This window comes from Frigoribacterium sp. PvP032 (genome assembly GCF_017833035.1).
In the GTDB taxonomy this organism is placed as follows: domain Bacteria; phylum Actinomycetota; class Actinomycetes; order Actinomycetales; family Microbacteriaceae; genus Frigoribacterium.
In genome coordinates, this window is record NZ_JAFIBM010000001.1 from 1,773,629 (window position 1) to 1,797,123 (window position 23,495).

Consider the following 23,495-nt stretch of genomic DNA (forward strand, 5'->3'; position numbering starts at 1 on the left):
ACCACCCTACGCAGACGCGTCCGAGAGGTCGGGCAGCTCGTGCCCCTCGCCTGCTCCCGCCGCGGCCCGGCTCGCCTGCCAGTCGCGCCACATCGCCTTCAAGTCCCAAGCGGCCTCGGCCTCGAGCGAGATGCCGCGCTCGCCGGTGCGCCTGGTCCGGCCCTGGATCAGCAGGAGCTTCGTGCCGAACAGGAGCGGGCCAGACCTCGCCTGCGCCTCCTCGAAGAAGGTCGCGTCGGCGCAGCCGGTGCCGTCGTCGACGCTGATGAACACGACCCGTTTGCCGCTGCGCATCGGAGGCGTCTGGGTGGCGATGCGGATGCCCGCGACGAGGACCGTGGTGCCGTTCCAGTGGTCGCGCAGGTCGGCGGCACGGACGACCCCGAGGTCGTCGAGCATCGGGCGGTAGCTCTCGATCACGTGCTCGCTGACCTCCATCGACAGGATGTCGAGCTCGTCGCCGACCCTGTCGCGCAGGCTCACCTCGGGGGTGCCGGTGGGAACCTCGGCCGAGTCGTCGACCGAGAAGTCGAGCTGGTTCTGCACGTCGGAGGCGCGGGGACGGGCGGTGCGCTGGGTCAGCGACCGCACACGGGCGAGCACGTCGCCCCTCGTCCGGCCTGGGCCGGCCAGCGAGTCGAGCGCGCCGACCTGCGCAAGTCGCTCCATCAGCCGCCGTGACGGCGTGGCCCGCTGCCAGAAGTCGGTGATCGACTCGTAGGGCCTGCCCACCACGATGCGGGCGAGCTCGGAGTCGCTGATGCCGTGCACGTCGGACAGCGACAGGCGGATGCCGAGGTCGCCGGGGCGGCTCGGCGCGATCGGCGTCGCCGGGGCGCGAACCCGCTCGACCCTGTAGACGTCGGTCGACGCGTTGACGTCGAGTGCCAGCACGGGCACGCCCATGCGTCGCGCCTCGGTGAGCAGCAGTCGTTTCGGGTACATGCCGGGGTCGTGGGTGAGCACCCCGGCGAGGAACTCGGCCGGGTAGTGGGTCTTCAGCCAGGCGGTCTGGTAGGTGGGCAGCGCGAAGGCGGCACCGTGCGCCTTGCAGAAGCCGAACGAGCCGAAGCCCTTGAGCACCGCCCAGATCTTGTCGACCTGCGCGTCGGTGAACCGCCTCCTGCCGTCGTCGTCGACGTTCGCGGTCGTGCGCCGCCGGAACTCGACCTCGAGGGCGTCGTCCTGGCCCTTGCCCATGTGCCGGCGGATCTCGTCGGCCTCGGCGAGGGTGACCTCCATCGTCGCCTCGAGGATGCGCAGCACGTGCTCGTGGTAGATCACCACGCCGTAGCTGTCGTCGAGGAACGGCGCGAAGCTCGGGTGCAGGTAGTCGGGCCGCTGGAACCCGTGCTTCGTGTCGAGGAACGGCGCGACCATGTTGCCCTTCATCGGGCCGGGGCGGAACAGCGAGATGTCGGCGATCAGGTCGCTGTAGCGGTCGGGCTGCATCTTGCCGATCAGCTCGCGCTGCCCCGGGCTCTCGATCTGGAACATGCCGAGGGTGTGGGTGGTGCGGATCGCCTCGAAGGTGGGCTCGTCGTCGTGCGGGATCTCGTCGAGCTCGACCCGCCCCTGCCGGTTGACGTAGGGGACGTCGACGGAGAGCCCGCCGGCCAGGGCGGCGCGGGCGCCGTTCACCCGCTCGATCTCGTCGAGCGCGTAGGCCATCGAGCTCTGCATGCGGACGCCGAGCACGTCGAGCTTCAGCAGCCCCGCGTCGTTCATGTCGTGCTTGTCGAACTGGCTCATCGGGAGCCCGATCCCGCTCGGCTGCACCGGGGTCGTGCTGAGCAGGTCGGAGTCGCCGAGGATCACCCCGCACGGGTGCATCGAGATGTGCCGGGGCAGCCGGTCGAGCCGCTCGGTCAGGTCGACCAGCAGGTCGATCTGCCCGTTCTGGCGGGCGAGGTCGGCGATGGCCCTCAGCTCGGGCTTCTCGGCCATCGCGGTGCGCAGGTCGCGGGCGTTCGAGCGCCACACGTTGTTGGCGACGAGGTCGATCTGGTCGTCGTCGAGCCCGAGGGCCTGGCCGGCGTCGCGCACCGCCCCCCGGCCCCGGTAGGTCGACTGCATCGACATGAGGGTGACCCGGTTGCTGCCGTAGCGGTCGAAGATCGCCCGGTAGATCTCGTGCCGCCTGGCCGACTCGACGTCGATGTCGATGTCGGGCAGCGTCTCGCGCTTGTTGCCGAGGAACCGCTCGAACAGCAGGTCGTGCTCGATCGGGTCGACGTTCGAGATGCGCAGCAGGTAGGTGACGAGGCTGCCGGCACCCGACCCGCGTGCGGCGTTCCGCACCCGCATGTCGCGCATCAGGGCCGACACGTCGGCCACGGTGAGGAAGTAGCTGGCGAAGCCGAAGCCCGTGATGATCCCCAGCTCGTAGCGCATCCGCTCGTCGACCGTGCGGCGCAGCGCCTGGTCGGCGTGGCCGAAGCGCTCGGTGACGCCCGCCTCTGCCCGGCGGAACAGCACCTGGTCGGGATCGCCGTCGACGCCGATGGCGCTCAGCTCCGGCGTCTTCGGCCGACGCCAGCGCAGGTCGGCGTCGGGGTCGAGACGGCAGCGGTCGGCGAGCCGCTCGGTCTCGGCCAGCATCTCTTCCGCAGCCCGGCGAGGGCACGAGGAGGCGTCGGCCACGAGGGTCGCCAGCGCACGCATCTCGTCGCCCTCCTTGAGCGACGCCTGGGCGTTCGGCTGCGGCGTGAACGCCCCCAGCGGCGCCAGGTGCCCCGCCGAGTCGAGCACGTCGGCCGTGACCGCGCCGTCGGGGTCGAGGTAGCGCACCGCGTTGGTCAGCACGGCAGGCACCCCGACGTGCTCGGCCAGCTCGAGCATGCGAGCCGCGTGCCGCACGCTGCGGCTCTCGCCCGGCTCGGTGAGGTGGCAGACGACCTCGACGACCACGCCGCCGGGCAGCTCGCGCGCCCACGCCGCCAGCGACGCGGCGGCTGCCGTGTGCCGCCCCTCGGCCACCAGCCGGCCCACGTCGGAGTCGGGCCCGAGCAGCACCGTCGCGTCGGCGCCCTCGTCGCCGCGCAGGAACGCCCGCAGCCGTGACCGCTGGATCGTCGCCACGCTGTTCGCGCTGCCGCTCACCCGTCTCGTCGCCCTGCCGTGCGCCGCGCTGATCAGCCGGCAGAGGGCCGCCCAGCCCGCGCCCGGACGACCCCCGCCCGCCCCGTGCGCGAGCACGACGATCCGGTCGACGGAAGAGGCGGACGAGGAGGTGCGGGCCCCGCCGACGCGACCGCTGACGGCCGACGCGCCCCCCGCCTCCTGGGCGCTGCCGCCGCCGTGGCCGCTGTCGTCGGCCGTGTCGTCGACGCAGCCGAGCTCGACGCCGACGATCGGGTCGATGCCCGCGGCCCGGCAGGCGCCGATGTGCCGGATCGCCCCGTAGAGGCCGTCTCGGTCGGTGATCGCCAGCGCGTCCGCGCCGTGGGCGGCGGCCCGCTCGACGAGCTGCGCCGGCGGCGTCGTGCCGTAGTGCGCGCTGAACGACGACGCCACGTGCAGGTGGGTGAAACGCATCGTGCTGCCTCGGTGCTTCTCTCGTCCGACCTCCCGGCCGAGGGCGGTTCGAACGTGTGTTCGACGAGTGTACGTCGCCAGGGCGGGGTACGACGACCCGGCCGGCGCCCCAGGCGGCGACCGCGCCCTGCTGTCATCATCGTCAGATGCCCGACCGACGAGCCGCCGCCCAGGACTCCGCCCGCACCGCCTCCCGGTGGACGCGGACGCTGCTGGCCCAGCCGCGCCTCCTGATGGCCGTGAAGGGGGCGCTCGCCGCGGCCCTCGCCTACTGGATCGCGCCCCACGTGCCCGGCGTCGCCGCCGAGTACCCGTACTACGCCCCCCTCGGGGCCGTTCTGGCGCTCTGGCCGACCGTGAAGACGTCGCTCAAGCAGGGGCTGCAGACGATCCTCGGCCTCGTGATCGGCGTGCTGCTCGCCACGACGGTGTTCGCCCTGCAGGAGGGGCAGCCCGGCGTGCTCGCCGTGGCGCTGGTCGTCGGCCTGGGGACGCTCATCGCCGGCTTCCGCTGGCTCGGCGCTGGACGCGACTGGGTGCTGACCGCCGGTCTCTTCGTGCTGCTGCTCGGGGGAGCGAACGCCGGTGACTACTCCACCGGCTACGTCGTGCAGATCGGCGTGGGCGTCGCCGTGGGCGTGCTCGTCAACCTCCTCCTGGTGCCGCCGCTCTACACCGGCCGTGCCGAGCAGCGGCTCCGCCTGGTGCAGGCCTCGCTCGCCGACCGTGCCGACGACGTCGCCACCGTGTTCGAGGCCGACTGGCCGATCGAGGACGACGACTGGGAGCGCCGCGTGGCCGTGCTGCCGAGCACCCTGCGGCACGTCCGCGACAGCGTCGCGTACGCCGACGAGTCGCGCCGCCTCAACCCCCGCTGGCTGCTGCGACGCCGCGACCTCGGCTCCGAGTACGCCGACCTGGTCGTCTTCGAGCGGGTGGGGTTCCATCTGCAGGACCTCGCCGAGGTCTCCGGCATCCTCGGCCGTCGCATCGGCCGTCAGGTCGGGATCGTCGACGACCTCGCCCCGGTCGTCGCGCACGCTGTCCGCAGCGTCGGCGAGGTGATCAGGAGGCGCGGCGGCGACGACCGGGACGCCTTCGTCTCCGCCCGCCGCGACGTCGAGGAGCTCTGGCGGGCCATCGACTCGCACCGTGAGCTGCCCACGGTCGCCACCAGCGGCGGCGTCTCCGTCGCCGTCTCGCTCGGGCGGATCATCGCCGCGCTCGACCCCGACGACTCGACGGCGCCGCGACCCGACGACGAGGCCGTCGGCGACCTCGACCACGACGGGGACGTCGACGCCGACGACGGCGAGGCCGCGGTCGGCGGCACCACCAGCACCGGCCCCGTCGACGACCCCACCGCCCCCCGCGACACCGCCCCGCGGGACAGCGAGCGACGCCAGGAGGCGCAGGGCCCTGCTGCGGACGGCAAGGCCGAGGACGCTCCCCGCGAACGCTGACGGCGTCCTGGGCCCGCGCGCAGTACGGTGGGGGAGGCATCGTCGCCGAACGCCCCGCCGCGCCCTGCGCCGGTCTCGCGAGCGCCCCTGCGGCGTGTCACGACCCCGCCCCGGCCCGGCAGCCCGTACCCCTCACACACCGAGCGGCGACCCGTCGCCGCCCTCACGGAAGCCGTACCTGTGACAGACACCACCACCCTCATCATCCTCGGAGCCTCGGGAGACCTCACCGAGCGTCTCCTCCTCCCCGGCCTCGCCAGCCTCCTCAAGAGCGACCGCGGCGTCGACGTGCAGCTGATCGGCACCGGCCGCAGCGAGCGCAGCCCCGAAGAATGGGACGACGTCGTCAAGACCGCCTTCAACGGCGACGCCGGCAGCGACCTCGCGAAGAAGACGCTGGCCTCCAGCCAGTACATCCAGGGCGACCCGACCACCGTCGAGCACCTGAAGGCCCTCTTCGAGGCGTCCGAGGGCACGCCCGTCATGTACTTCGCGCTGCCCCCGGCCATCAGCACCAAGGTGATCCAGGCGCTCGCCGAGATCGACCTGCCCGACGGTCTCCGCCTCGCCCTCGAGAAGCCCTTCGGCTCCGACGAGGCGAGCGCCCGCGAGCTCAACGCCGAGCTGCTCAAGATCGTGCCGGAGGAGCGCATCCACCGCACCGACCACTTCCTCGGCCGCGCGACCGTGCTGAACATGATCGGCCTGCGCTTCGCCAACCGCCTGTTCGAGCCGGTCTGGAACAGCGAGAACATCGAGAAGGTCGAGATCTTCTACGACGAGGTCCTCGGCCTCGAGGGCCGCGCGCAGTACTACGACAAGGCCGGCGCCCTGATCGACATGATCCAGAGCCACCTGCTGCAGGTGCTCGCCGTCATCGCGATGGACGCCCCGTCGAGCATCGACTCGGTCGAGCTCCGCAGCGAGATCGCGCGCGTGCTGCGTGCCACCTGGGTCAAGGGCGGCGACCCCGTCGCGTCGAGCCGTCGCGCGCAGTACGCCGCCGGCACGATCGACGGCAAGGAGGTGCCTGCCTACGCCGACGAGGACGGCGTCGACGTCGACCGCCAGACCGAGACGCTGGCCGAGGTCGAGTTCGAGGTGAAGACGCGCCGCTGGGCCGGCGTGCCGTTCATCCTGCGCTCGGGCAAGGGCATGACGAAGATCCGCAAGGAGGTGCTGATCACCTTCAAGCCGGTGCCTGCGCTTCCCGAGGGCCTGAACGGCGCCTCGACCCCCGACACGCTGCGGATCGAGATCAGCCCCGAGACGATGGAGCTCGGCGTCACGACCAACGGGTCGGGCAACCCCTTCGACCTCGAGAAGTCGACGATGTCGGTCACGCTCGGCAAGCCCGAGCTGACCCCCTACGGCGAGGTCCTCAGCGGCATCTTCCACGACGACCCCACGCTGTCCATCCGCGGCGACGTCGCGGAGCGCTGCTGGGCGATCGTCGCCCCCGTGATCGACTCCTGGAAGGCCGGCGACGTGCCGCTCGACACCTACGCGGCCGGCTCGACCGGCCCGTCGGACTGGCCCGCCTGAGCCTCGACGCTCCTCCTCGTGCCGACGGCCGCCCTGCTCACCGAGCAGGGCGGCCGTCGCCGTCTCAGGCGGCGGCCCGAGCCACGGCCTGGGCCTCCTGCGCCTTCTGCGCCTTCGCGATGGCGTCGGCGGCGCGGACGAGGGCCAGGTGCGAGAGCGCCTGAGGGGTGTTCCCGACGTGGCGACCGGTGGCGACCTCGATCTCCTCCGACAGCATGCCGACGTCGTTGCAGTAGCCGACCAGGCGGTCCATCAGGGCCACGGCGTCGTCGACCCGGCCAGACGCGGCGTACTGCTCGGCCAGCCAGAACGAGCAGGTGAGGAACGGGTTCTCGGCCCCGCTGAGCCCGTCCACGCCGCTCTCGGTGCGGTAGCGCCGCAGCAGGCCGTCGTGCAGCAGGTCCGCCTCGATGGCCGCGACGGTGCCGAGCATGCGCGGGTCGTCAGCGGCGACGAACCCGACCTGCGCGAGCTGCAGCAGCGAGGCGTCGACCTCGGACGTGCCGTAGTACTGCGTGAAGGTGCCCCGGCCGGCGTCCCAGCCCTTCGCCTCGATCTCGGTCCGCACCTCGTCGCGGAGCGCCCGCCACCGGTCGACGGGGCCGTCGAGGGCGAACTGCTCGATGCCCTGGATCGCCCGGTCGAGGGCCGCCCAGATCATGACGCGGGAGTGCGTGAAGTGCTGCAGCTCGCCGCGGATCTCCCAGATGCCGTTGTCCGGGCGGGTCCAGTTGTCCTCGACGTACTGCATGAGGGCGCGCTGGAGCGGCCAGGAGTACTCGGTCTCCTCGACGCCGAGCAGGCGTGCCTCGTGCAGGGCGACCATGACCTCGCCGAAGATGTCGCCCTGGTACTGCTTGTAGGCGGCGTTGCCGATGCGGACGGGGGAGGCGCCTCCGTAGCCCGGCAGCTGGCCGAGCTCGCTCTCGTGCAGGTAGCGCTCGCCGGCCAGGCCGTACATGATCTGCACGTCGGCGGGATCGCCGGCGATGGCTCGCAGCAGCCAGCCGCGCCACCGGTCGGCCTCCTCGGCGTAGCCGTGCAGGATGAGGGCCTGCAGCGTCATGGAGGCGTCGCGCAGCCACACGTAGCGGTAGTCCCAGTTGCGGGAGCCGCCGAACTGCTCTGGCAGGCTCGTCGTCGCGGCCGCCACGATGCCGCCGGTGTCCTCGTTCGTGAGCGCGCGGAGGATGAGCAGCGACCGGTGCACCTCGCGTTCGTACACCCCGGGGACCGTGCACCTGGCGGCCCACGCCTGCCACCACGCGATCGTCTCGTCGATCCGGGCCGTCACGTCGATCGCTGTGGGCGGCTCCCGGTGCGAGGGGTACCAGGTGAGGCTGAGGTCGACGGTCTCGTCGGCGGCGACCTCGAACTCCGTCTCGTGCGTGTGGTCGGTCGCGGTGAGACGGGGTCCGCGGACGACGACGGCATCGGGTCCTGCCGTGGCGACGAGGGCGGTGCCGTCGGCCTCCGGCACCTGGCGCACCCACGGGACGGCGGTGCCGTAGCCGAAGCGGATCGCTAGGTCGACGTGCATCCTGACCGACCCGGAGACGCCGGTGACCCGACGGACCACGTCGGCCCGACGGTCGCCGTACGGCATCAGATCCGTGACCTCGACCACCCCGGTCGGCGTCGTCCAGGTCGTGACGAGCACGAATGTGCCGTCGACGTAGCGCCGGGTCGACGTCGACCCGGCGTCGCGGGGGGCGACGAGCCAGCGTCCGGCGTCGTGGTCGCCGAGCAGGGCGCCGAAGGTGGAGGCCGAGTCGAAGCGGGGCAGGCAGAGCCAGTCGATGCTGCCGTCGGTGCCCACGAGGCAGCCGGTGTGCAGATCGCCGATGAGCGCGTAGTTCTCGATGGCCAGGGGCATGGGCTCATCCTGCCAGCGACGCCTTCGGTCGAGCCCGGCGTCGTGTCGGCGCTGCAGCGTCGGGTCAGCGCTGCAGCGTCGGATCCGGCCAGAGGGTCTCGACCTGCGGCTTGTCGCGGCGCGTGCGCGCCCACACGAAGAAGCCGACCAGGGTGAAGGCGCCGTAGAAGACGTACATGAGGCCAGAGGCGTAGTAGCCGGCGCTGAAGAGCAGGGGCGTGCCGACGAGGTCGACGGCGACCCAGATCAGCCAGAACTCGACCCAGCCCTTGGCCATGCCCCAGGTGGCGAGCAGGGAGCCCGTGAAGATCCAGGCATCGGCCCACACAGGCTCGTACGAGCCCAGGGCGCTGAAGACAGGGGTGAGGACGGCGGTGCCGCCGAACAGGGCCACGACGAGCACGACACGGTTCTTGCCGCCCGCCCAGCGGGGCTCGACAGGTGAGCTCGCGCCTCCGTCGCGGGAGCGGCTCCAGCGGTACCAGCCCCAGATGGAGACCGCGATGAACATCACCTGACGCCCTGCCTGGCCGAGCAGGTTCACCGGGTTCGGGGTGTCGAAGACTGCCCCGAGGAACACAGTGAACAGCAGGGCGTTGCCCACGATGCCGACCGGCCAGGCCCACACCTTGCGGCGCATGCCGCCCAGTGCGCTCAGCAGCCCGAAGACGTTGCCGATCACCTCGCGCCACAGGATGGTCTGGTCGCCCAGCACGAGCTGAGCGTCGAACAGCCAGCGGATCAGGGTCATCAGGTCCTCCTCGTCGGTGACGACGCCAGGCGTCGTCGGATCGGGGAGGAGGCGCGACCGCAGGCGCGATCGACGCTCGCTTCTCTCATCCAGACTTTACTGTCGGCTCCAGAATTGCCCTCGCAGGGCTGTCACTGGATCAGCCTCTCGGTGTCGAGAGGGTCGCGGGCTGTCACCGCCGGTACGGAATCACACCGTCCCCGAAGCACTCGTGAGAACGAGTCTTGCACCCCGGGCATTCCCGTGAGCGCCGGGCGTCTCGCCGCGTCACGCGAACAGCTGCTGCTCGACGCGGTCGTCGAACACGCCGAGCAGCAGCCACGAGCCGTCAGTCGCGTCGCACGCGAGGTCGAAGGTGCCGTCGACCCGGTGCGCCCCGTCGGTCAGCGGCAGGGCGTCGACCCTCCACACCGGCAGCTCGAGCAGCGCTTCGCCCGCACCCCGGGGCGCCCTGGCGGCCGACCGCCACCACTCACGACGCGTGACCCAGCGCTCTGGCGGGCTCACCACGCCGTAGACCACCCCTCGCCAGACGAACCGCAACGGTGCTCCGCCCTCGGTCGTCTCGACCGGCACCGCTTCGTCGACCTTCATGCCGCCTCCTCGTTCGAATGTGTGTTCGATCACGAGTGTAGGTCGGGCCTCCGACATCGGCCAGGGCCCACGTCACCAGGGCAGCAGGCTCTCCTCGACGTGCCGCACGACCCGGTCGGGCACCCCTGCCTCGTCGGCGAAGCCGCGCCAGCCCGCGACGGCGTCGTGCACCTCGGCGACGATGTCCGAGGCGCCGGGCACGAGGTGCCGGTCGGCGAGGCGCATCACGTCCGCCTCGGCGGGGTCCCGCCACACGCCGTCGACCCCCATCAGGTGCTGGTCCGTGAACCGGCCAGTCGGGTTGTGCGCGAACGTCACGTCGTACGCCGGGGCCAGCTCCCACGACGACGTCGCCGACCTCAGCAGGAACGACGTGTTCTTCGTGTGGTCGTCGTTGTTCGCCGCCAGCACGTTGAACACCATGCGCCGGAAAGCCTGCGGCAGCGCCTCGCGCCCGACGACGCGGGCCGTCACGTCGAAGAGCTGCCCGTAGTCGTGCACCTGCCGCTGGCGGTAGTCGAGGTGAGCCGTGCCGCAGAGGGTCACCGCGTGCGCCTTGCCCGACGCCAGCCGGTCGAAGCGCCGGGTCATGAAGTGCGCCCTGTCGCCCTCCTCGAGCAGCCGGCACTCGGTCATGTCGATGCCGGCGGCCCCCGCCATCGCCGAGTACGCCAGCTCGACCCGACCTGACGAGTCGCCCTGTCCGAGCTCGGAGTCGGCCCCCATGCCGTCGAGCTTCAGCAGCCAGTGCTCGAAGCCCTCAGGAGCCGGCAGCTGGCCCGACCTGACCTCGCCGGTCCCGCGGTCCCACGCGACCACGGCCTTGGCCCGTGCGCCTCCCGCCGACGTCCCCACCTGGATCAGGGAGCGGATCGCCGACTCGGTCTCCCTGTCGTTCGAGAACTCGGCGTCGAGCACGCTCCGCGCACCCGCGACCAGGTCGCTCAGCTCGACCGCGCTCGTCGTCCGGTGCCGCGGCCCCCTCGACGGCCTGAACTCCAGGGCGCCCATCGCGCGGTCCGCCATGTACGCGAGCCGGTCCAGCGGCGTCGCGGCCCCGCGCCCGACTCCCTGGCGGGCCAGCCACGCGTCGATCACCGCGTTCCCGAAGTCGTCGGGCAGCGCGTCCGCCAGCAACGCGGGGAGGCGGTGGAACGTCGCCTCCGGCAGCTGCGGGAACACGTGGCGGCGCCGACGCACCGGCATGGTCAGCGGTGCGAGCTCGACGCCCCGCGCCGCCCACTCCGGGTAGTACTCGAACACGTACGCCCCGAGGGAGGGATCGAGGGCGACCGCGCCGACCCGCTCGCCCCAGGCCGTGACCTCCACCGCCTGGACCGGCACCCAGCTCATGATCCGCTGCTCCCGCGCGGCGCCCGCGGCCGGTAGACGCGACGACGAGGGGCCGGGTCGGCCGACCGGAGGACGTCGATGGGGCTCACGGCGCTCGCCGGGGCGAGGGCGTCGAGGGCGTCCTCCGCGTCGAGTGCCCGCAGCACGCGCACCAGGCTGGTGAGGGTGCTCCCTCGCCCGTTCTCGAGCGACTGGAGCGTGCTGGTCGAGACGTCGGCCCGCCGTGCCAGCGAGACCTGGTCGAGACCGGCCTCGAGCCGCAGCGCTCGCACCTGGTCGCCGACCCGCGCCTCCCACTCGTGGGTGGACCGGGCGGGCGAGTCGGAGGAAGGCTGATCGGTCATGATTCTCCTGTACGTGGATTTCCGATCATAAGAGCCATCTGGGGCTCTGGCAACGGGATTTCCCGTCATAGCAGGACTGCAACTCGTCAGATCAGCTCAGGACGTCCGAGCGTCGACCACCCCGGCGTCCGTCAGCTGGTCCCAGAGACCCGCGCCGTCAGGGGCCGACACCCACGCGACGTCGGTGCCCTGGGCGTGTTCCGACCTGGACCGTCCGCCGGCGAGCACGGCCTCGCTGGGCGACAGCTCGCGGATGGCGACCGCGGCCACGTTCTCGGGGTGGTCGCGCAGGAACCGGCCGTAGAGCTCTTCGTCGTGCTGTCCGTCGTCGCCGACGAGCAGCCAGCGCACCTGGGGGAACTCCTCGGCCAGGCGGTCGAGCGACCCCTGCTTGTGGAGACGGCCGCTGCGGAAGAACCGGTCGTGCGTCGGGCCCCAGTCCGTGAGCAGCAGGGGCCCGCTGGGGTAGAGGTTGCGGGAGAGGAACCGGGAGAGCGTGGGCGCGACGTTCCAGGCGCCCGTCGACAGGTAGACGACGGGACAGCCCTCGACCGAGGCGTGCAGCCGCTCGTAGAGCACCGCCATGCCGGGCACCGGTCGCCTCGCGTGCTCGTTGAGGACGAACGTGTTCCAGGCAGCGAGGAAGGGCCGGGGGAGCGACGTCACCATGACCGTGTCGTCGATGTCCGAGACGATGCCGAAGCGCGCGCCGGGGTCGATCACCGCCACGGGGGCCTCGACCGGGAGGGAGCCCTCGGTGGTGATCGTCACGACGTGCCAGCCCGGCGCCAGGTCCGACTCGAGGCGCACGTCGAGGACGCCGCCGCGATCCGTGGTCACCGTCTGCGTGCGGCCGCCGATGGTCACCTCGACGACGGCGTGCTCGACGGGCACGCTGGTGAAGCTGCGCCAGCCACGGACGTTCGCCCGGTCGGCGCCGTCCAGGGTGCCGGTGCGCGTCAGCAGCACGCGGGAGAGCACGCGCACCCACCCGCTCGAGCCGTAGCCCGTGTACGGCACGATCGTCGGACGGAGGCCGCGCTTGCGGGCACGCTTCTCGCGGAACCGGTGCACGGAGTTCTCGATGCGCGCCGCCCGGTGCAGGAGGGGCTCGACAGCGGCCGGGGCCGGCTTTCGGATGTCGGGCATCCAGTCATCCTCGCACGGTCGACCGAGCGTGTGCCGTCTCGGCGTCACACGGGCAGCAGCAGCGACGGGGAGTCGTTCGCGACCGACCCGACGTCGGGGGACACCTCGTGCACGACGAGCCGTGCCGCCGTCTCGTCCGACAGCCCCGCCACGCCCTGCAGCAGGTCGTCGTCCCCCTCGGCCTCGGGGTCGAGCCAGTCGTCCATCACGTCGGCGCCCACCAGCACCGGCATCCGGTCGTGGACGTCGGCGAGGGGCCCCGAGGAGGCGCGGGTCAGCACGGTCGTGGACAGCAGCCACCGAGACGGGGACCCCACCTCGGCAGCGGGGTCGCGCCACCACTCGTACAGGGCCGCGAACAGGAGGACCTCGTCGTCGGGGAGCCGCACGGCGACGGCGCGCTTCCCGCCGTCGGGCAGGGCCTGCCACTCGTACCAGCCCGTCGCCGGCACCAGGGCCCGCCGCGAGACGAGGGCCTCACGGAACATCGGCTTCTCGGCCGCCGTCTCGGAGCGCGCGTTGAACACCGGGGGGCCGACGGGGCCGTCCGAGCCCGCCGGGACGAGGCCCCACCGGGCCGCGGCGAGGCGGCGCACGGGTGGCCCGCCCGCGTCGTCCCCGCGGGGCGCCGCGTCGATCAGCACCGTCACCGGGCGGGTCGGAGCGATGTTCCAGGAAGGGTCTGGGAGACTGTCGCCCGAGACGTCGACGTCGAACAAGGGCACCAGGTCGCTCGAGGCACGCGCCATCACGAATCGTCCGCACATGCGCACCATTCTCCCGGCTGCGACCGACATCGGCCGACGAGGTCCCCCTGACGCCCCCCTCGGGCCCCTGACCCGCCGGTCACGGACCGCACCGCACGCACCACGTCGCCCCGGCGGCGCCGCACGAAGGAGAACCCCTTGCTCGTCACCGACCTCCACGACGCACTGCCCGGGGGTTCGTCGCTGCTCAGGAACGAGCCGGTGCAGGCTCGCAGCTCCGCCCGGCTCACCGGCCTCCTCGACGCCGCCGCCGCGATCATCGACGAGATCGGCTACGAGCGCCTGACGACGGCCATGGTCGCCGAGCGGGCAGGCGCCTCCATCGGCACCGTCTACCGGTACTTCCCCGACCGCATCGCCGTCGTCGACGCTCTCGCCCTGCGCTGCGTGCAGCGCCTGACGAACAGGGTGGCCGAGACCCTCGACGCCGACGGGGCGGCCGACTGGCGCGGAGCCGTCGACATCGTGATCGACTCCAAGGTCGACCTCTACCGCAACGAGCCCGGCTTCCGGGCGATCCGCTTCAGCGACGCTCCCGACGCGGGCTCGCCGCAGGCCACCTCCTCGCTCAGCCCCTTCGCGGAGGCCGTGCTCGGGATGTTCGAGCAGCGCTTCGGCGTCGTCCGCGACGACGAGTCCGAGCTGGCCGTGCAGGTCGTCGTCGAGATCGGCGTCTCGCTCCTCGCCAGGGCGTTCCTCGCGGGGGGCGACGGCGACGCGCGCTTCGTGGACCAGTGCCGCCGCGTGTCGAAGTCCTACCTCGAGTCGCACCTCACCCTCGCCTGACGCGTCGAGCAGCTGTCCAGGGCCCTGGTCGGTCCGTCCCGCGAGTCGGACGGATCCGAGTCGGCCCTCATCCGTCGTCGTGTGGTTCAGTGTCGGGACTGGCAAGTGTCGATTCGTGCTGCCCACGAGGAATGAGCCACCCATGATCGAGTTCCGTTCTGTGACCAAGGAGTACCCCGACGGCACCCTGGCCGTCGACGACTTCAGCCTCGTCATCCCGTCCCGTCAGACGACCGTCTTCGTCGGGTCGAGCGGCTGCGGCAAGACCACCATCCTCCGGATGATCAACCGCATGGTCGACCCGACCAGCGGGTCCATCCAGATCGACGGCGACGAGATCGGCGGCCTCGAGCCCGTGGGCCTCCGTCGCAGCATCGGCTACGTGATGCAGAACTCGGGTCTGCTGCCGCACCGTCGGGTCGTCGACAACATCGCCACCGTCCCCGTCCTCAAGGGCGTCTCCAAGAAGGAGGCGCGGAGCAGGGCCCTGGACCTGATGGACACGGTGGGCCTCGACCGGTCGCTCGCCGACCGCTGGCCGAGCCAGCTCAGCGGCGGCCAGCAGCAGCGCGTCGGCGTCGCGAGGGGCCTCGCCGTCGACCCGAACATCCTCCTGATGGACGAGCCCTTCGGCGCCGTCGACCCGCTCGTGCGGGCGGACCTGCAGCGCGAGCTGATCCGGCTGCAGCGTGATCTCGACAAGACCGTCGTGTTCGTCACGCACGACATCGACGAGGCTTTCCTGCTCGGCGACCAGGTGGTGATCCTCGAGAAGGGCGGCAAGATCGCCCAGCAGGGCTCGCCCGCCGAGATCCTCTCCGACCCGGCCAGCGACTTCGTGGCCGACTTCGTCGGCTCGAACCGCGGCAAGCGGGCCCTGCACATCGAGCAGACAGCCACCGGCCAGGTCGTCGTCGACGACGAGGGCCGCACGACCGGCGTCCTGACGGCACCCGTCACGGTGCCGCCGTCGAGCTCGTCGAGCTCCACGGGCACGGCGACCACGAGCGAGGCCGGTGCCGTCACGGCACCGGGTGCCCCGGCGCAGGGTGGGCACGCGTCGTGAACTGGATCTGGTCGAACGCCGACTACATCTGGGACAAGACGCTGGTGCACCTCGCCCTCAGCGTGCCTCCCGTCGTCCTCGCCTTCGTCATCTCGCTGCCGATCGGCTGGCTCGCGAACCGCTACCGCGTGTCGCGCGGCATCCTCACGGTCGCCGGGCTGTTCTACGCGATCCCGTCGCTGCCCCTGTTCGTCGTGCTCCCGGCGATCGTCGGCACGTCGCTCCGCAGCCCCGTCAACATCGTCATCGGGCTCACGCTGTACGGCGTCGCGCTGATGGTCCGCTCGGTCGCCGACGCCCTCGGCGCCGTGGAGGCGGACGTGCGGCAGTCGGCCACGGCCGTGGGCTACTCGAGCTGGCAGCGATTCTGGCGGGTCGAGTTCCCCCTGGCGGGTCCCGTGATGCTCGCGGGCCTGCGGGTCGTGGTCGTCAGCACGGTCAGCCTCGCCACCGTCGGCGGCGTGCTCGGCGTCAACGGCCTCGGCCTCCTCTTCATCGACGGCTTCCAGCGCGACATCCCGTCGGAGATCCTCGCCGGCATCGTGATCACCATCGTCATGGCGCTCGTGCTGGACGGGCTGCTCGTCCTGCTCGGACGCGCCCTGATGCCCTGGAGCCGTCCCGGCCGACCGCCCCGCGCCTCCTCGAGACGGTCCCCGGCCCGCTCGTCCGCGACCGGCGCCTCCTCGTCCCGGACGCCCCGTCGAGAGGCGGTGGGCTCGTGAACTTCTTCGCGGAGGCCTTCGCCTTCATCGGCGACGGCAGCAACTGGGCAGGGGCGAACGGAATCCCGACGCGCCTCGGCGAGCACCTCTGGTACTCGGTCGTGGCGGTCGCCCTGGCGTCGATCGTCGCCGTCCCCGTGGGCTTCGCCATCGGCCACACCGGGAGGGGCCGAGCGATCGCCGTGGCCGTCTCGGGGGGAGCGCGGGCCCTGCCCACCTTCGGCGTCATCACCTTGATCGCGGGCCTGGTGGGCATCGGGCTGACCGCCCCGATGATCTCGTTCGTCGTCCTCGCGATCCCCTCGGTGCTCGCCGGCGCCTACGCGGGGTTCGAGGCCGTCGACCGCTCGACCGTCGACGCCGCCCGTGCCGTCGGCATGACCGAGTGGCAGATCGTCGCGCGGGTCGAGGTCCCCCTCGGGCTGCCGCTGCTGATCGGCGGGATCCGATCGGCGGTGCTGCAGGTCGTCGCGACCGCGACGCTCGCGACCATCGTCGGCTCCGGCGGCCTCGGCAGCTACATCATCATCGGGCTGCGCGCCAACGACTACGGCCGGATGCTCGCCGGCTCGATCCTCGTGATCGTCCTCGCCGTGGCCCTCGAGGCGGTCTTCTCCGTCGTCCAGCGACTGGTCGTCCCGGCCGGCGTCACCGCCGGGCGCCCCACCGACACCCGCGCGCGCGTCGCCCGACGCGCCCCGGGCACCGCAACACCCCTCCAGGAAGAAGGAACACAGTGAACTACACAGCGAAGAAAGGCCGGCTCGCCGTTCTCGGCGCAGTCGCGATCGGGGCCGTGGTGGCCCTGGCAGGGTGCTCGTCGAGCGACCCCCTCAGCAGCGGCTCGGACGACACGGCGTCGTCCTCCGACGCGCTGGTGATCGGCTCGCAGCAGTACTACTCGAACAAGATCATCGCCGAGCTCTACGCCCAGGCGCTCGAGGACGGCGGCTACACGGTCGACCGTCAGTACGACATCGGCCAGCGCGAGGTGTACCTGCCAGAGCTCGAGAGCGGCAGCATCGACGTGTTCCCCGAGTACTCGGGCAACCTGCTGCAGTTCTACGACGCCGAGACGACGGCGAAGACGCCGGAGGAGGTGGAGTCGGCCCTCGCCGACGCGCTGCCTGACGGCCTCACCAGCCTGACCGCCGCCGAGGCGACCGACCAGGACAGCTACAACGTGACGAAGGAGTTCTCCGAGGAGAACGGGATCACGAGCCTGGCCGACCTCAAGGACTACTCCGGCTCGATCGCCCTCGGCGCCCCGCCCGAGAACGTCGATCGCCCCTACGGCCCTCCCGGCCTGAAGAGCATCTACGGCGTCGACGTCACCTCGACCCCGATCGACGACGGAGGCGGCCCGCTGACGGCCAAGGCGCTGTCGGACGGCAGCGTCCAGATCGCCGACCTCTACTCGGCCAGCCCGCTGATCGTCGAGAACGACTTCGTCACCCTCGACGACCCCGAGAACATGATCCTGCCGCAGAACGTCGTGCCGATCGTGTCGGACAAGGTCGACCAGGGCGCCCAGGACATCATCGACGCGGTCGACGCGGCGCTGACGTCGGCCGACCTGCAGGAGATGAACTCGAAGAGCCAGACCGACAAGGAGTCCGAGGGCAGCATCGCCAAGGACTTCCTCGAGAGCAAGGGCCTCGTCGGCTGACCAGCGACGAGCAGAGGAGGGGCCGGCACGCAGGTGCCGGCCCCTCCGTCGTCCCGGCTCAGGCCGCGTCGTCGTCGGGGTGGGCCATGTGCTTCTCCTCGCGCCGGTGCACGACCCGCTTGACGAGCAGCACCACCACGGCGAAGGCGACGACGATGCCGACGAAGACGTAGCCGGCGCCGTGCAGCCGGTCGGCCAGCTCTCGGTAGCTCCCGGCTGCGGCCGCGCCCACCGACACGTAGGCCGTCGCCCAGAGCAGGCAGGCCGGCGTCGTCCAGGCCAGGAACGTCCGGTAGCGCATCGGGCTCGTGCCCACGGTCAGGGGGATGAGCGAGTGCAGCACGGGCAGGAACCGCGAGACGAACACCGCGATGCCGCCGCGACGCGCGAGGTAGTTCTCGGCCCTGACCCAGTTGGCCTCGCCGAGCCGCCGACCGAGGCGGCTGCGTCGGATCGCCGGGCCGAAGTGCCGCCCGAGCGCGAAGCCGATGCTCTCGCCGATGAGGGCGCCGAGCACCAGGGCGACGACGAGTGAGGCGAACTCGACCGGGCCGACCACCGCGGTCGCGGAGACCACGGCGACGGTGTCCCCCGGCACGAGCAGCCCGAGCAGCACGCTCGTCTCGAGCACCATCGCCAGCCCGGCGAGCAGGGTCCGGAGGAGCGGGTCGACCGACTGCACGAGGTCGAGCAGTCCTGTCAGCAGGTCGTTCACCCGGCCGATCCTATTCACGGCCGCCCGGGAGGGCCCTGGCTCCGGAGGTCGGTCAAGGTCGCGCCGGGAGGGGACGACGCAGGGCGTCGAGCCGGGCCTGCCACGCGGCGAGCCGCCCCGGCTGCTCGGCCGGGGAGGGGCCGTCGACCCAGCCGGAGACGATCCGCACGCCGTGCAGGGCGCTGAGCGACCAGATCTCGGCGCCGTCGAGCTCGGCCGGTGTCGTCCGGTCGTGCAGCACGTCGACGCCCAGCACGGCGGCGAGGGTCAGCACGGTGCGTGACGTCACCCCCGGCAGGCGGGGCAGGTCGTCGGCGGGCGTGCAGAGCGAGTCGCCGCGCCACCACACCAGGGAGCTCCAGGCCCCCTCGACGACGTGGCCCTCGGGGGAGAGGATCACCGCCTCCTCGGCTCCGTGCGCGGCGGCCTCCGAGCGCAGGTCGCCGAGGGCGGCCAGGTCCGGGCCCTTCACGAACGGCGAGGTGCGGGGGTCGCGGGTCGCGGTCGCCACCCTCACCGACCTCGTCCGGTCGGGAGCGGTCCGCAGCCGTGCGCGCAGCTCCGGCGTCGTCGTCGCGTCGGGGCGGACCAGCTCGACCCGCGGGAACCAGGCGCCGTCCCGGGGCAGGCGGCCGACGACCGCGTCCCAGAAAGAGGCAACGTCGTCGTCGGCCACGAGTCCCGTCGCCGCGACGGAGGTCGTGAAGCGGTCGCGGTGCACGTCCAGGGCGCGGACCGCGCCGTCGAGCACGAGCCACGAGTCGGCCACGAGCACGTCGGAGGGCGACGCGACAGGCGCTGCGGCCCGCGGCGTGCCCCGCGACGCCGAGAGGGCGCCGTCGCGCCACAGGAGGGTCTCGCCGGGGCTCATACACTCAGGGTATGCGTCTCCCGGTCCACCGTCGTCCGCTCCCGTGGCGCGACCCGGAGGCCGTGGTGCTCGCCCTCGCGGGCACGGGCGACGTGGCCTGGACCGACGCGGGGCCCGGTGCCACGTCCGGTCGATCGGTCGTCGCCTGGGGCCCGGCGCTCACGGCGACGGGCCCCCACCCCCTCGCCGCCGCGTGGACCGAGCTCCGGGCCGTCCTCGCTCATCCGCGACCCGACGCCGACCCGCTCGGGCCGACCGGGTGGCTCGGCTACGGCGTCGGGACCTGGCTGCTCGACCGGGACGCGACCGTCGGCGAGGGTCGGGGGGCGCCTCCCTCGGTCACGACCGGGCTCGTGCCCGACCACGACGGCCCGGCCGACCTCGCGCTGCTGCTCACCGACCGGGCCCTGGTCTTCGACCACGGCCGGCGCACGGTGGAGGCGGTCGTCCTGGGCGACGACCGGTGGCTGTCGGACGTCGCGGCGGCCTGGGTCGACGTGCCCGAGGGCGACCCCGAGCCCGACCCCGAGCCCCACCTCGGGCCCTCGCCCGGGTCGACGGCCGCGCCGCGCCGGGCCCGCCGCCAGCACGACGACGCCGCCTACCTGACGCTGGTCGAGCGCTGTCAGCAGGCCATCACCACGGGCGACGCCTACGTCCTCTGCCTCACCACGACGACCACCGTCGAGGGCGACGTGGACGACCTGGCCGTCTGGCGGAGGCTGCGCCGGTCCTCGCCGGCCCCGCACGCCTCCTTCGTGCGGATCGGCCCGACCTCGGTGCTCGGGGCGTCTCCCGAGTCGTTCCTCCTCGTCGACACGGGAGGGACGGTGTCGTCGTCCCCGATCAAGGGGACCAGGCCGCGGTCCGCGGACCCGACGCTCGACGACCGCGCCGTCGCCGAGCTCCGCGCCGACGAGAAGGAGCTCGCCGAGAACCTGATGATCGTCGACCTCGTGCGCAACGACCTCACCCGTGTGGCCGTCCCCGGCACGGTCGCCGTGACCGAGCTGTTCGCCGTGCGGTCGTACCGCCACGTGCACCAGCTGGTCAGCACCGTGACGGCGGTCCTGGCACCGGGCCGCACGGCGCTCGACGCCGTGGAGACGACGTTCCCGGCCGGGTCGATGACCGGCGCGCCGAAGCGCAGGGCCGTGCAGCTGCTCGCGGCGTGGGAGGGGCGACCGCGCGGCGTGTACGCCGGGGCGGTGGGGCACCTCGGCCTGGACGGATCCGCCTCGCTCGCCATGGCGATCCGGTCGATCGTCGTCGAGCAGGCCACGCCGCGACGGCCCGGCCGCGCGAGCGTCGGAGCCGGGGGAGGGATCACGGCATCGTCGGTGCCGTCCGTCGAGCTCGAGGAGGTGCGACTCAAGGCGGCCGCCCTGCTGCGCGCCCTCGAGGCGGTCCCGGAGGGCGCCTCCTCGGCCCCCGCCGTGTCGACGCGGTCCGTGCCCTGACGGGCGGATCGGCCCGCTACCCTGGACGACGGACCGCCGCGCGTGCGCGCCCCTCGGGGCGCCCTCGGGCCGTCCACCTCCCCACCGCAGCGATTGAGAGTCCCGTGGCCCACGAGCACGACACGACAGCGTCCGCCGACCAGGCGTCCACCACCCCCGCGTCCACGACGCCGGGGTCAGCGAGCCCGGCCCACGCCGAGGGCGACACGGAGCGCGCCTACGACCCTGCCCGCCTGCAGCAGAAGTGGCAGGCGATCTGGGAGGAGGCGAAGCCCTTCGCCGTCGACCCCGACGACAAGCGGCCGCGCAAGTACATCCTCGACATGTTCCCGTACCCGTCCGGCGACCTGCACATGGGGCACGCCGAGCAGTACGCCCTCGGCGACATGGTCACGCGCTACTGGCGCCAGCAGGGCTTCAACGTGCTGCACCCGATCGGCTGGGACAGCTTCGGCCTGCCCGCCGAGAACGCGGCCATCAAGCGCGGGGTCGACCCCCGCGAGTGGACCTACGCGAACATCGCGCAGCAGAAGGCGAGCATGAAGCTCTACGCCCCGTCGTTCGACTGGGACAGGGTGCTGCACACGAGCGACCCCGAGTACTACAAGTGGAACCAGTGGCTGTTCCTGCAGATGTACGACAAGGGCCTGGCCTACCGCAAGGACAGCTGGGTCAACTGGGACCCGGTCGACCAGACCGTTCTCGCGAACGAGCAGGTGCTCGCCGACGGCACGTCCGACCGGTCGGGCGCCGTCGTCGTCAAGAAGAAGCTGACGCAGTGGTACTTCAAGATCACCGACTACGCGGACCGCCTGCTCGACGACCTCAACCAGCTCGAGGGCCACTGGCCGACCAAGGTGCTGAACATGCAGCGCAACTGGATCGGCCGGTCGATCGGTGCCGACGTGCACTTCGAGATCGAGGGCAGGGAGGAGCGGGTCACGGTCTTCACGACCCGTCCCGACACGCTCTGGGGCGCCACCTTCATGGTCGTCGCGCCCGACTCCGACCTCGCGGCCGAGCTCGTCGCCGACGCGACCGACGACGTGAAGGAGACGTTCGCCTCCTACCTGGTCGAGGTGCAGAAGGCGACCGAGATCGAGCGCCAGTCGAGCGAGCGCCCGAAGACCGGCGTGCCCCTCGGGCGCGTCGCGGTCAACCCCGTCACGGGCGACCCCATGCCCGTCTGGGCCGCGGACTACGTGCTCGCCGACTACGGCCACGGCGCCGTCATGGCCGTGCCCGCCCACGACCAGCGCGACCTCGACTTCGCCCGCAGGTACGACCTGCCGGTGCGCGTCGTCGTCGACACCAACGCGCCCGTCACGGGCGTGATCCCCAAGCTGCAGCTTGACGACGACGGCCAGGCGATCCTGCCCGACGACCTGCCCGACCTCGACCCCGCGTCGACGGGGGTGGCGCTGACGGGCGAGGGCCGCCTGATGAACTCGGGGCCGCTGACGGGCCTCAGCAAGTCGAACGCCATCAAGCGCGTGATCGAGCTGCTCGAGCAGCAGGGCGCAGGCAAGGCAGCCAAGACGTACCGGCTGCGCGACTGGCTCATCTCGCGCCAGCGCTTCTGGGGCACGCCCATCCCGATCGTGCACGGCGCCGACGGCGTCGAGGTGCCGGTGCCGGTCGAGCAGCTACCCGTGCTCCTGCCGTCGACCGAGGGCCTCGACCTCAAGCCCAAGGGCAGCTCGCCCCTCGGCGCGGCGACCGACTGGGTCAACGTGCCCGACCCGCGCGACGGCTCGCCCGCGCGTCGCGACGCCGACACGATGGACACCTTCGTCGACAGCTCGTGGTACTTCCTCCGGTTCCTCGACCCGACCGACTCCGAGCGGGCGTTCGACCCGGCCCAGGCCAGCAAGTGGGCACCCGTCGACCAGTACGTGGGCGGCGTCGAGCACGCGATCCTGCACCTGCTCTACGCGCGCTTCATCACCAAGGTGCTCTTCGACCTCGGCCACGTCGACTTCACCGAGCCGTTCAGCGCCCTGCTGAACCAGGGCATGGTGCTGCAGGACGGCGCCAAGATGAGCAAGAGCAAGGGCAACGTCGTCAGCCTCTCCGACGAGATCGCGAAGCACGGCGTCGACGCGATCCGCCTCACGATGGCGTTCGCCGGCCCGCCGGAGGACGACATCGACTGGGCCGACGTGTCGCCGGCCGGGTCCGCGAAGTTCCTCGCCAGGGCGTTCCGGCTGGCGACCGACGTCGACAGCCCGCGCGACGTGGTGTGGGCCGAGGGCGACCAGGCCCTGCGGCGGGTCACGCACCGGTTCCTCGCCGAGGCCCCCGGGCTCAGCGAGGCGTTCAAGTACAACGTCGTGGTCGCTCGCCTGATGGAGCTCGTCAACGCGGTCCGCAAGACGATCGACAGTGGTGCCGGCGCCTCCGACCCTGCCGTCCGCGAGGCGACGGAGACGGTGGCCCTCGGCCTCTCGCTCTTCGCCCCGTACACGGCGTCCGAGATGTGGGAGCTGCTCGGCTACGACGGCGTGGGCGTGGCCCACTTCGGCTGGCGCCGGGCCGACCCGACGCTGCTGGTGGAGACGAGCGTCACGGCCGTCGTGCAGGTGAACGGCAAGGTCCGCGACCGGCTCGAGGTCTCGCCGAAGATCTCGTCCGACGAGCTCGAGGCCCTGGCCCGCGACTCGGCCGCGGTGCAGCGCGCGGTCGGCGACAAGCAGATCGTCAACGTCGTCGTCCGGGCACCTCGCCTCGTCGCGATCGCGGTGAAGTAGCGCTCCCGCTCCTCCCCATCCGCGACCGGCCGCCCTGGCTCCCCAGGGCGGCCGTCGTCGTCTGCGGGGGCTGC

General features: G+C 72.2%; 19 protein-coding genes and 1 riboswitch. Of the genes, 9 read left to right on the top strand and 10 right to left on the bottom strand.

The features are described from left to right. Window positions 1–6 precede the first annotated feature (6 nt). Entirely contained in the window at window positions 7–3,537 is a 3,531-nt protein-coding gene (locus JOE35_RS08175; RefSeq protein WP_209560679.1) for a DNA polymerase III subunit alpha, read from the bottom strand. A 146-nt stretch (window positions 3,538–3,683) separates the two neighbouring features. Here JOE35_RS08175 and JOE35_RS08180 point away from each other — a divergent pair, with 146 nt between their 5' ends. Continuing rightward, window positions 3,684–5,000: an aromatic acid exporter family protein gene (locus JOE35_RS08180; protein ID WP_209560680.1), complete on the top strand. Its 1,317-nt coding sequence runs from the start codon at window positions 3,684–3,686 to the stop codon at window positions 4,998–5,000. Window positions 5,001–5,180: 180 nt separating this feature from the next. After that, complete coding sequence (locus JOE35_RS08185; RefSeq protein WP_209560681.1) at window positions 5,181–6,545, top strand: glucose-6-phosphate dehydrogenase; 1,365 nt, start codon at window positions 5,181–5,183, stop codon at window positions 6,543–6,545. A gap of 64 nt (window positions 6,546–6,609) precedes the next feature. On the opposite strand, the gene JOE35_RS08190 is transcribed toward JOE35_RS08185, so the two are convergent. The 7 genes from JOE35_RS08190 to JOE35_RS08220 form a co-directional block, all read right to left on the bottom strand. Next, window positions 6,610–8,478 carry a glycoside hydrolase family 15 protein gene (locus JOE35_RS08190; protein WP_280870386.1) on the bottom strand — a complete coding sequence of 623 codons (1,869 nt, stop codon included), beginning with the start codon at window positions 8,476–8,478 and terminating at the stop codon, window positions 6,610–6,612. A gap of 7 nt (window positions 8,479–8,485) precedes the next feature. Further along, window positions 8,486–9,172 carry a nicotinamide riboside transporter PnuC gene (gene pnuC, locus JOE35_RS08195; protein WP_209560683.1) on the bottom strand — a complete coding sequence of 229 codons (687 nt, stop codon included), beginning with the start codon at window positions 9,170–9,172 and terminating at the stop codon, window positions 8,486–8,488. 73 nt (window positions 9,173–9,245) lie between these two features. After that, a riboswitch (FMN riboswitch) is annotated at window positions 9,246–9,384 on the bottom strand. A gap of 55 nt (window positions 9,385–9,439) precedes the next feature. Then, window positions 9,440–9,766 carry a DUF6504 family protein gene (locus JOE35_RS08200; protein ID WP_209560684.1) on the bottom strand — a complete coding sequence of 109 codons (327 nt, stop codon included), beginning with the start codon at window positions 9,764–9,766 and terminating at the stop codon, window positions 9,440–9,442. A 72-nt stretch (window positions 9,767–9,838) separates the two neighbouring features. After that, the gene (locus JOE35_RS08205; RefSeq protein WP_209560685.1) at window positions 9,839–11,119 is read right to left on the bottom strand and encodes a type II toxin-antitoxin system HipA family toxin; all 1,281 of its coding nucleotides are present in this window, start codon (window positions 11,117–11,119) and stop codon (window positions 9,839–9,841) included. Beyond that, window positions 11,116–11,463, bottom strand: a complete 348-nt coding sequence (locus tag JOE35_RS08210; protein WP_209560686.1) for a helix-turn-helix transcriptional regulator — start codon at window positions 11,461–11,463, stop codon at window positions 11,116–11,118. The genes JOE35_RS08205 and JOE35_RS08210 overlap by 4 nt, the downstream gene beginning before the upstream one ends. Before the next feature lie 96 nt (window positions 11,464–11,559). After that, a complete protein-coding gene (locus JOE35_RS08215) occupies window positions 11,560–12,612 on the bottom strand; it encodes an App1 family protein (RefSeq protein WP_209560687.1) in 1,053 nt (350 codons plus the stop codon). A 44-nt stretch (window positions 12,613–12,656) separates the two neighbouring features. Next, window positions 12,657–13,379 carry an SOS response-associated peptidase gene (locus JOE35_RS08220; protein WP_209560688.1) on the bottom strand — a complete coding sequence of 241 codons (723 nt, stop codon included), beginning with the start codon at window positions 13,377–13,379 and terminating at the stop codon, window positions 12,657–12,659. 138 nt (window positions 13,380–13,517) lie between these two features. Here JOE35_RS08220 and JOE35_RS08225 point away from each other — a divergent pair, with 138 nt between their 5' ends. From JOE35_RS08225 to JOE35_RS08245, 5 genes are all read left to right on the top strand, one after another. Further along, window positions 13,518–14,165, top strand: a complete 648-nt coding sequence (locus JOE35_RS08225) for a TetR/AcrR family transcriptional regulator (protein WP_209560689.1) — start codon at window positions 13,518–13,520, stop codon at window positions 14,163–14,165. A gap of 142 nt (window positions 14,166–14,307) precedes the next feature. Further along, entirely contained in the window at window positions 14,308–15,231 is a 924-nt protein-coding gene (locus tag JOE35_RS08230) for an ABC transporter ATP-binding protein (RefSeq protein WP_209560690.1), read from the top strand. Then, window positions 15,228–15,956: an ABC transporter permease gene (locus tag JOE35_RS08235; RefSeq protein ID WP_209560691.1), complete on the top strand. Its 729-nt coding sequence runs from the start codon at window positions 15,228–15,230 to the stop codon at window positions 15,954–15,956. The genes JOE35_RS08230 and JOE35_RS08235 overlap by 4 nt, the downstream gene beginning before the upstream one ends. Continuing rightward, entirely contained in the window at window positions 15,953–16,696 is a 744-nt protein-coding gene (locus JOE35_RS08240) for an ABC transporter permease (protein WP_209560692.1), read from the top strand. The genes JOE35_RS08235 and JOE35_RS08240 overlap by 4 nt, the downstream gene beginning before the upstream one ends. Beyond that, window positions 16,693–17,625 (top strand): ABC transporter substrate-binding protein, encoded by a 933-nt coding sequence (locus tag JOE35_RS08245; protein ID WP_209560693.1) that lies wholly within the window; start codon window positions 16,693–16,695, stop codon window positions 17,623–17,625. The genes JOE35_RS08240 and JOE35_RS08245 overlap by 4 nt, the downstream gene beginning before the upstream one ends. 58 nt (window positions 17,626–17,683) lie before the next feature. Here JOE35_RS08245 and JOE35_RS08250 read toward each other — a convergent pair whose 3' ends face one another. Together JOE35_RS08250 and JOE35_RS08255 are read right to left on the bottom strand one after the other, a co-directional pair. Further along, window positions 17,684–18,340 (bottom strand): DedA family protein, encoded by a 657-nt coding sequence (locus tag JOE35_RS08250; RefSeq protein WP_209560694.1) that lies wholly within the window; start codon window positions 18,338–18,340, stop codon window positions 17,684–17,686. Window positions 18,341–18,392: 52 nt separating this feature from the next. Beyond that, entirely contained in the window at window positions 18,393–19,211 is an 819-nt protein-coding gene (locus JOE35_RS08255) for an aminotransferase class IV (protein WP_209560695.1), read from the bottom strand. Window positions 19,212–19,222: 11 nt separating this feature from the next. Between JOE35_RS08255 and JOE35_RS08260 the strand changes: the two genes are divergently transcribed. Together JOE35_RS08260 and leuS are read left to right on the top strand one after the other, a co-directional pair. After that, a complete protein-coding gene (locus tag JOE35_RS08260; RefSeq protein WP_209560696.1) occupies window positions 19,223–20,671 on the top strand; it encodes an anthranilate synthase component I family protein in 1,449 nt (482 codons plus the stop codon). A 233-nt stretch (window positions 20,672–20,904) separates the two neighbouring features. Next, a complete protein-coding gene (gene leuS, locus JOE35_RS08265) occupies window positions 20,905–23,421 on the top strand; it encodes a leucine--tRNA ligase (RefSeq protein ID WP_209561943.1) in 2,517 nt (838 codons plus the stop codon). Window positions 23,422–23,495: the final 74 nt, after the last annotated feature.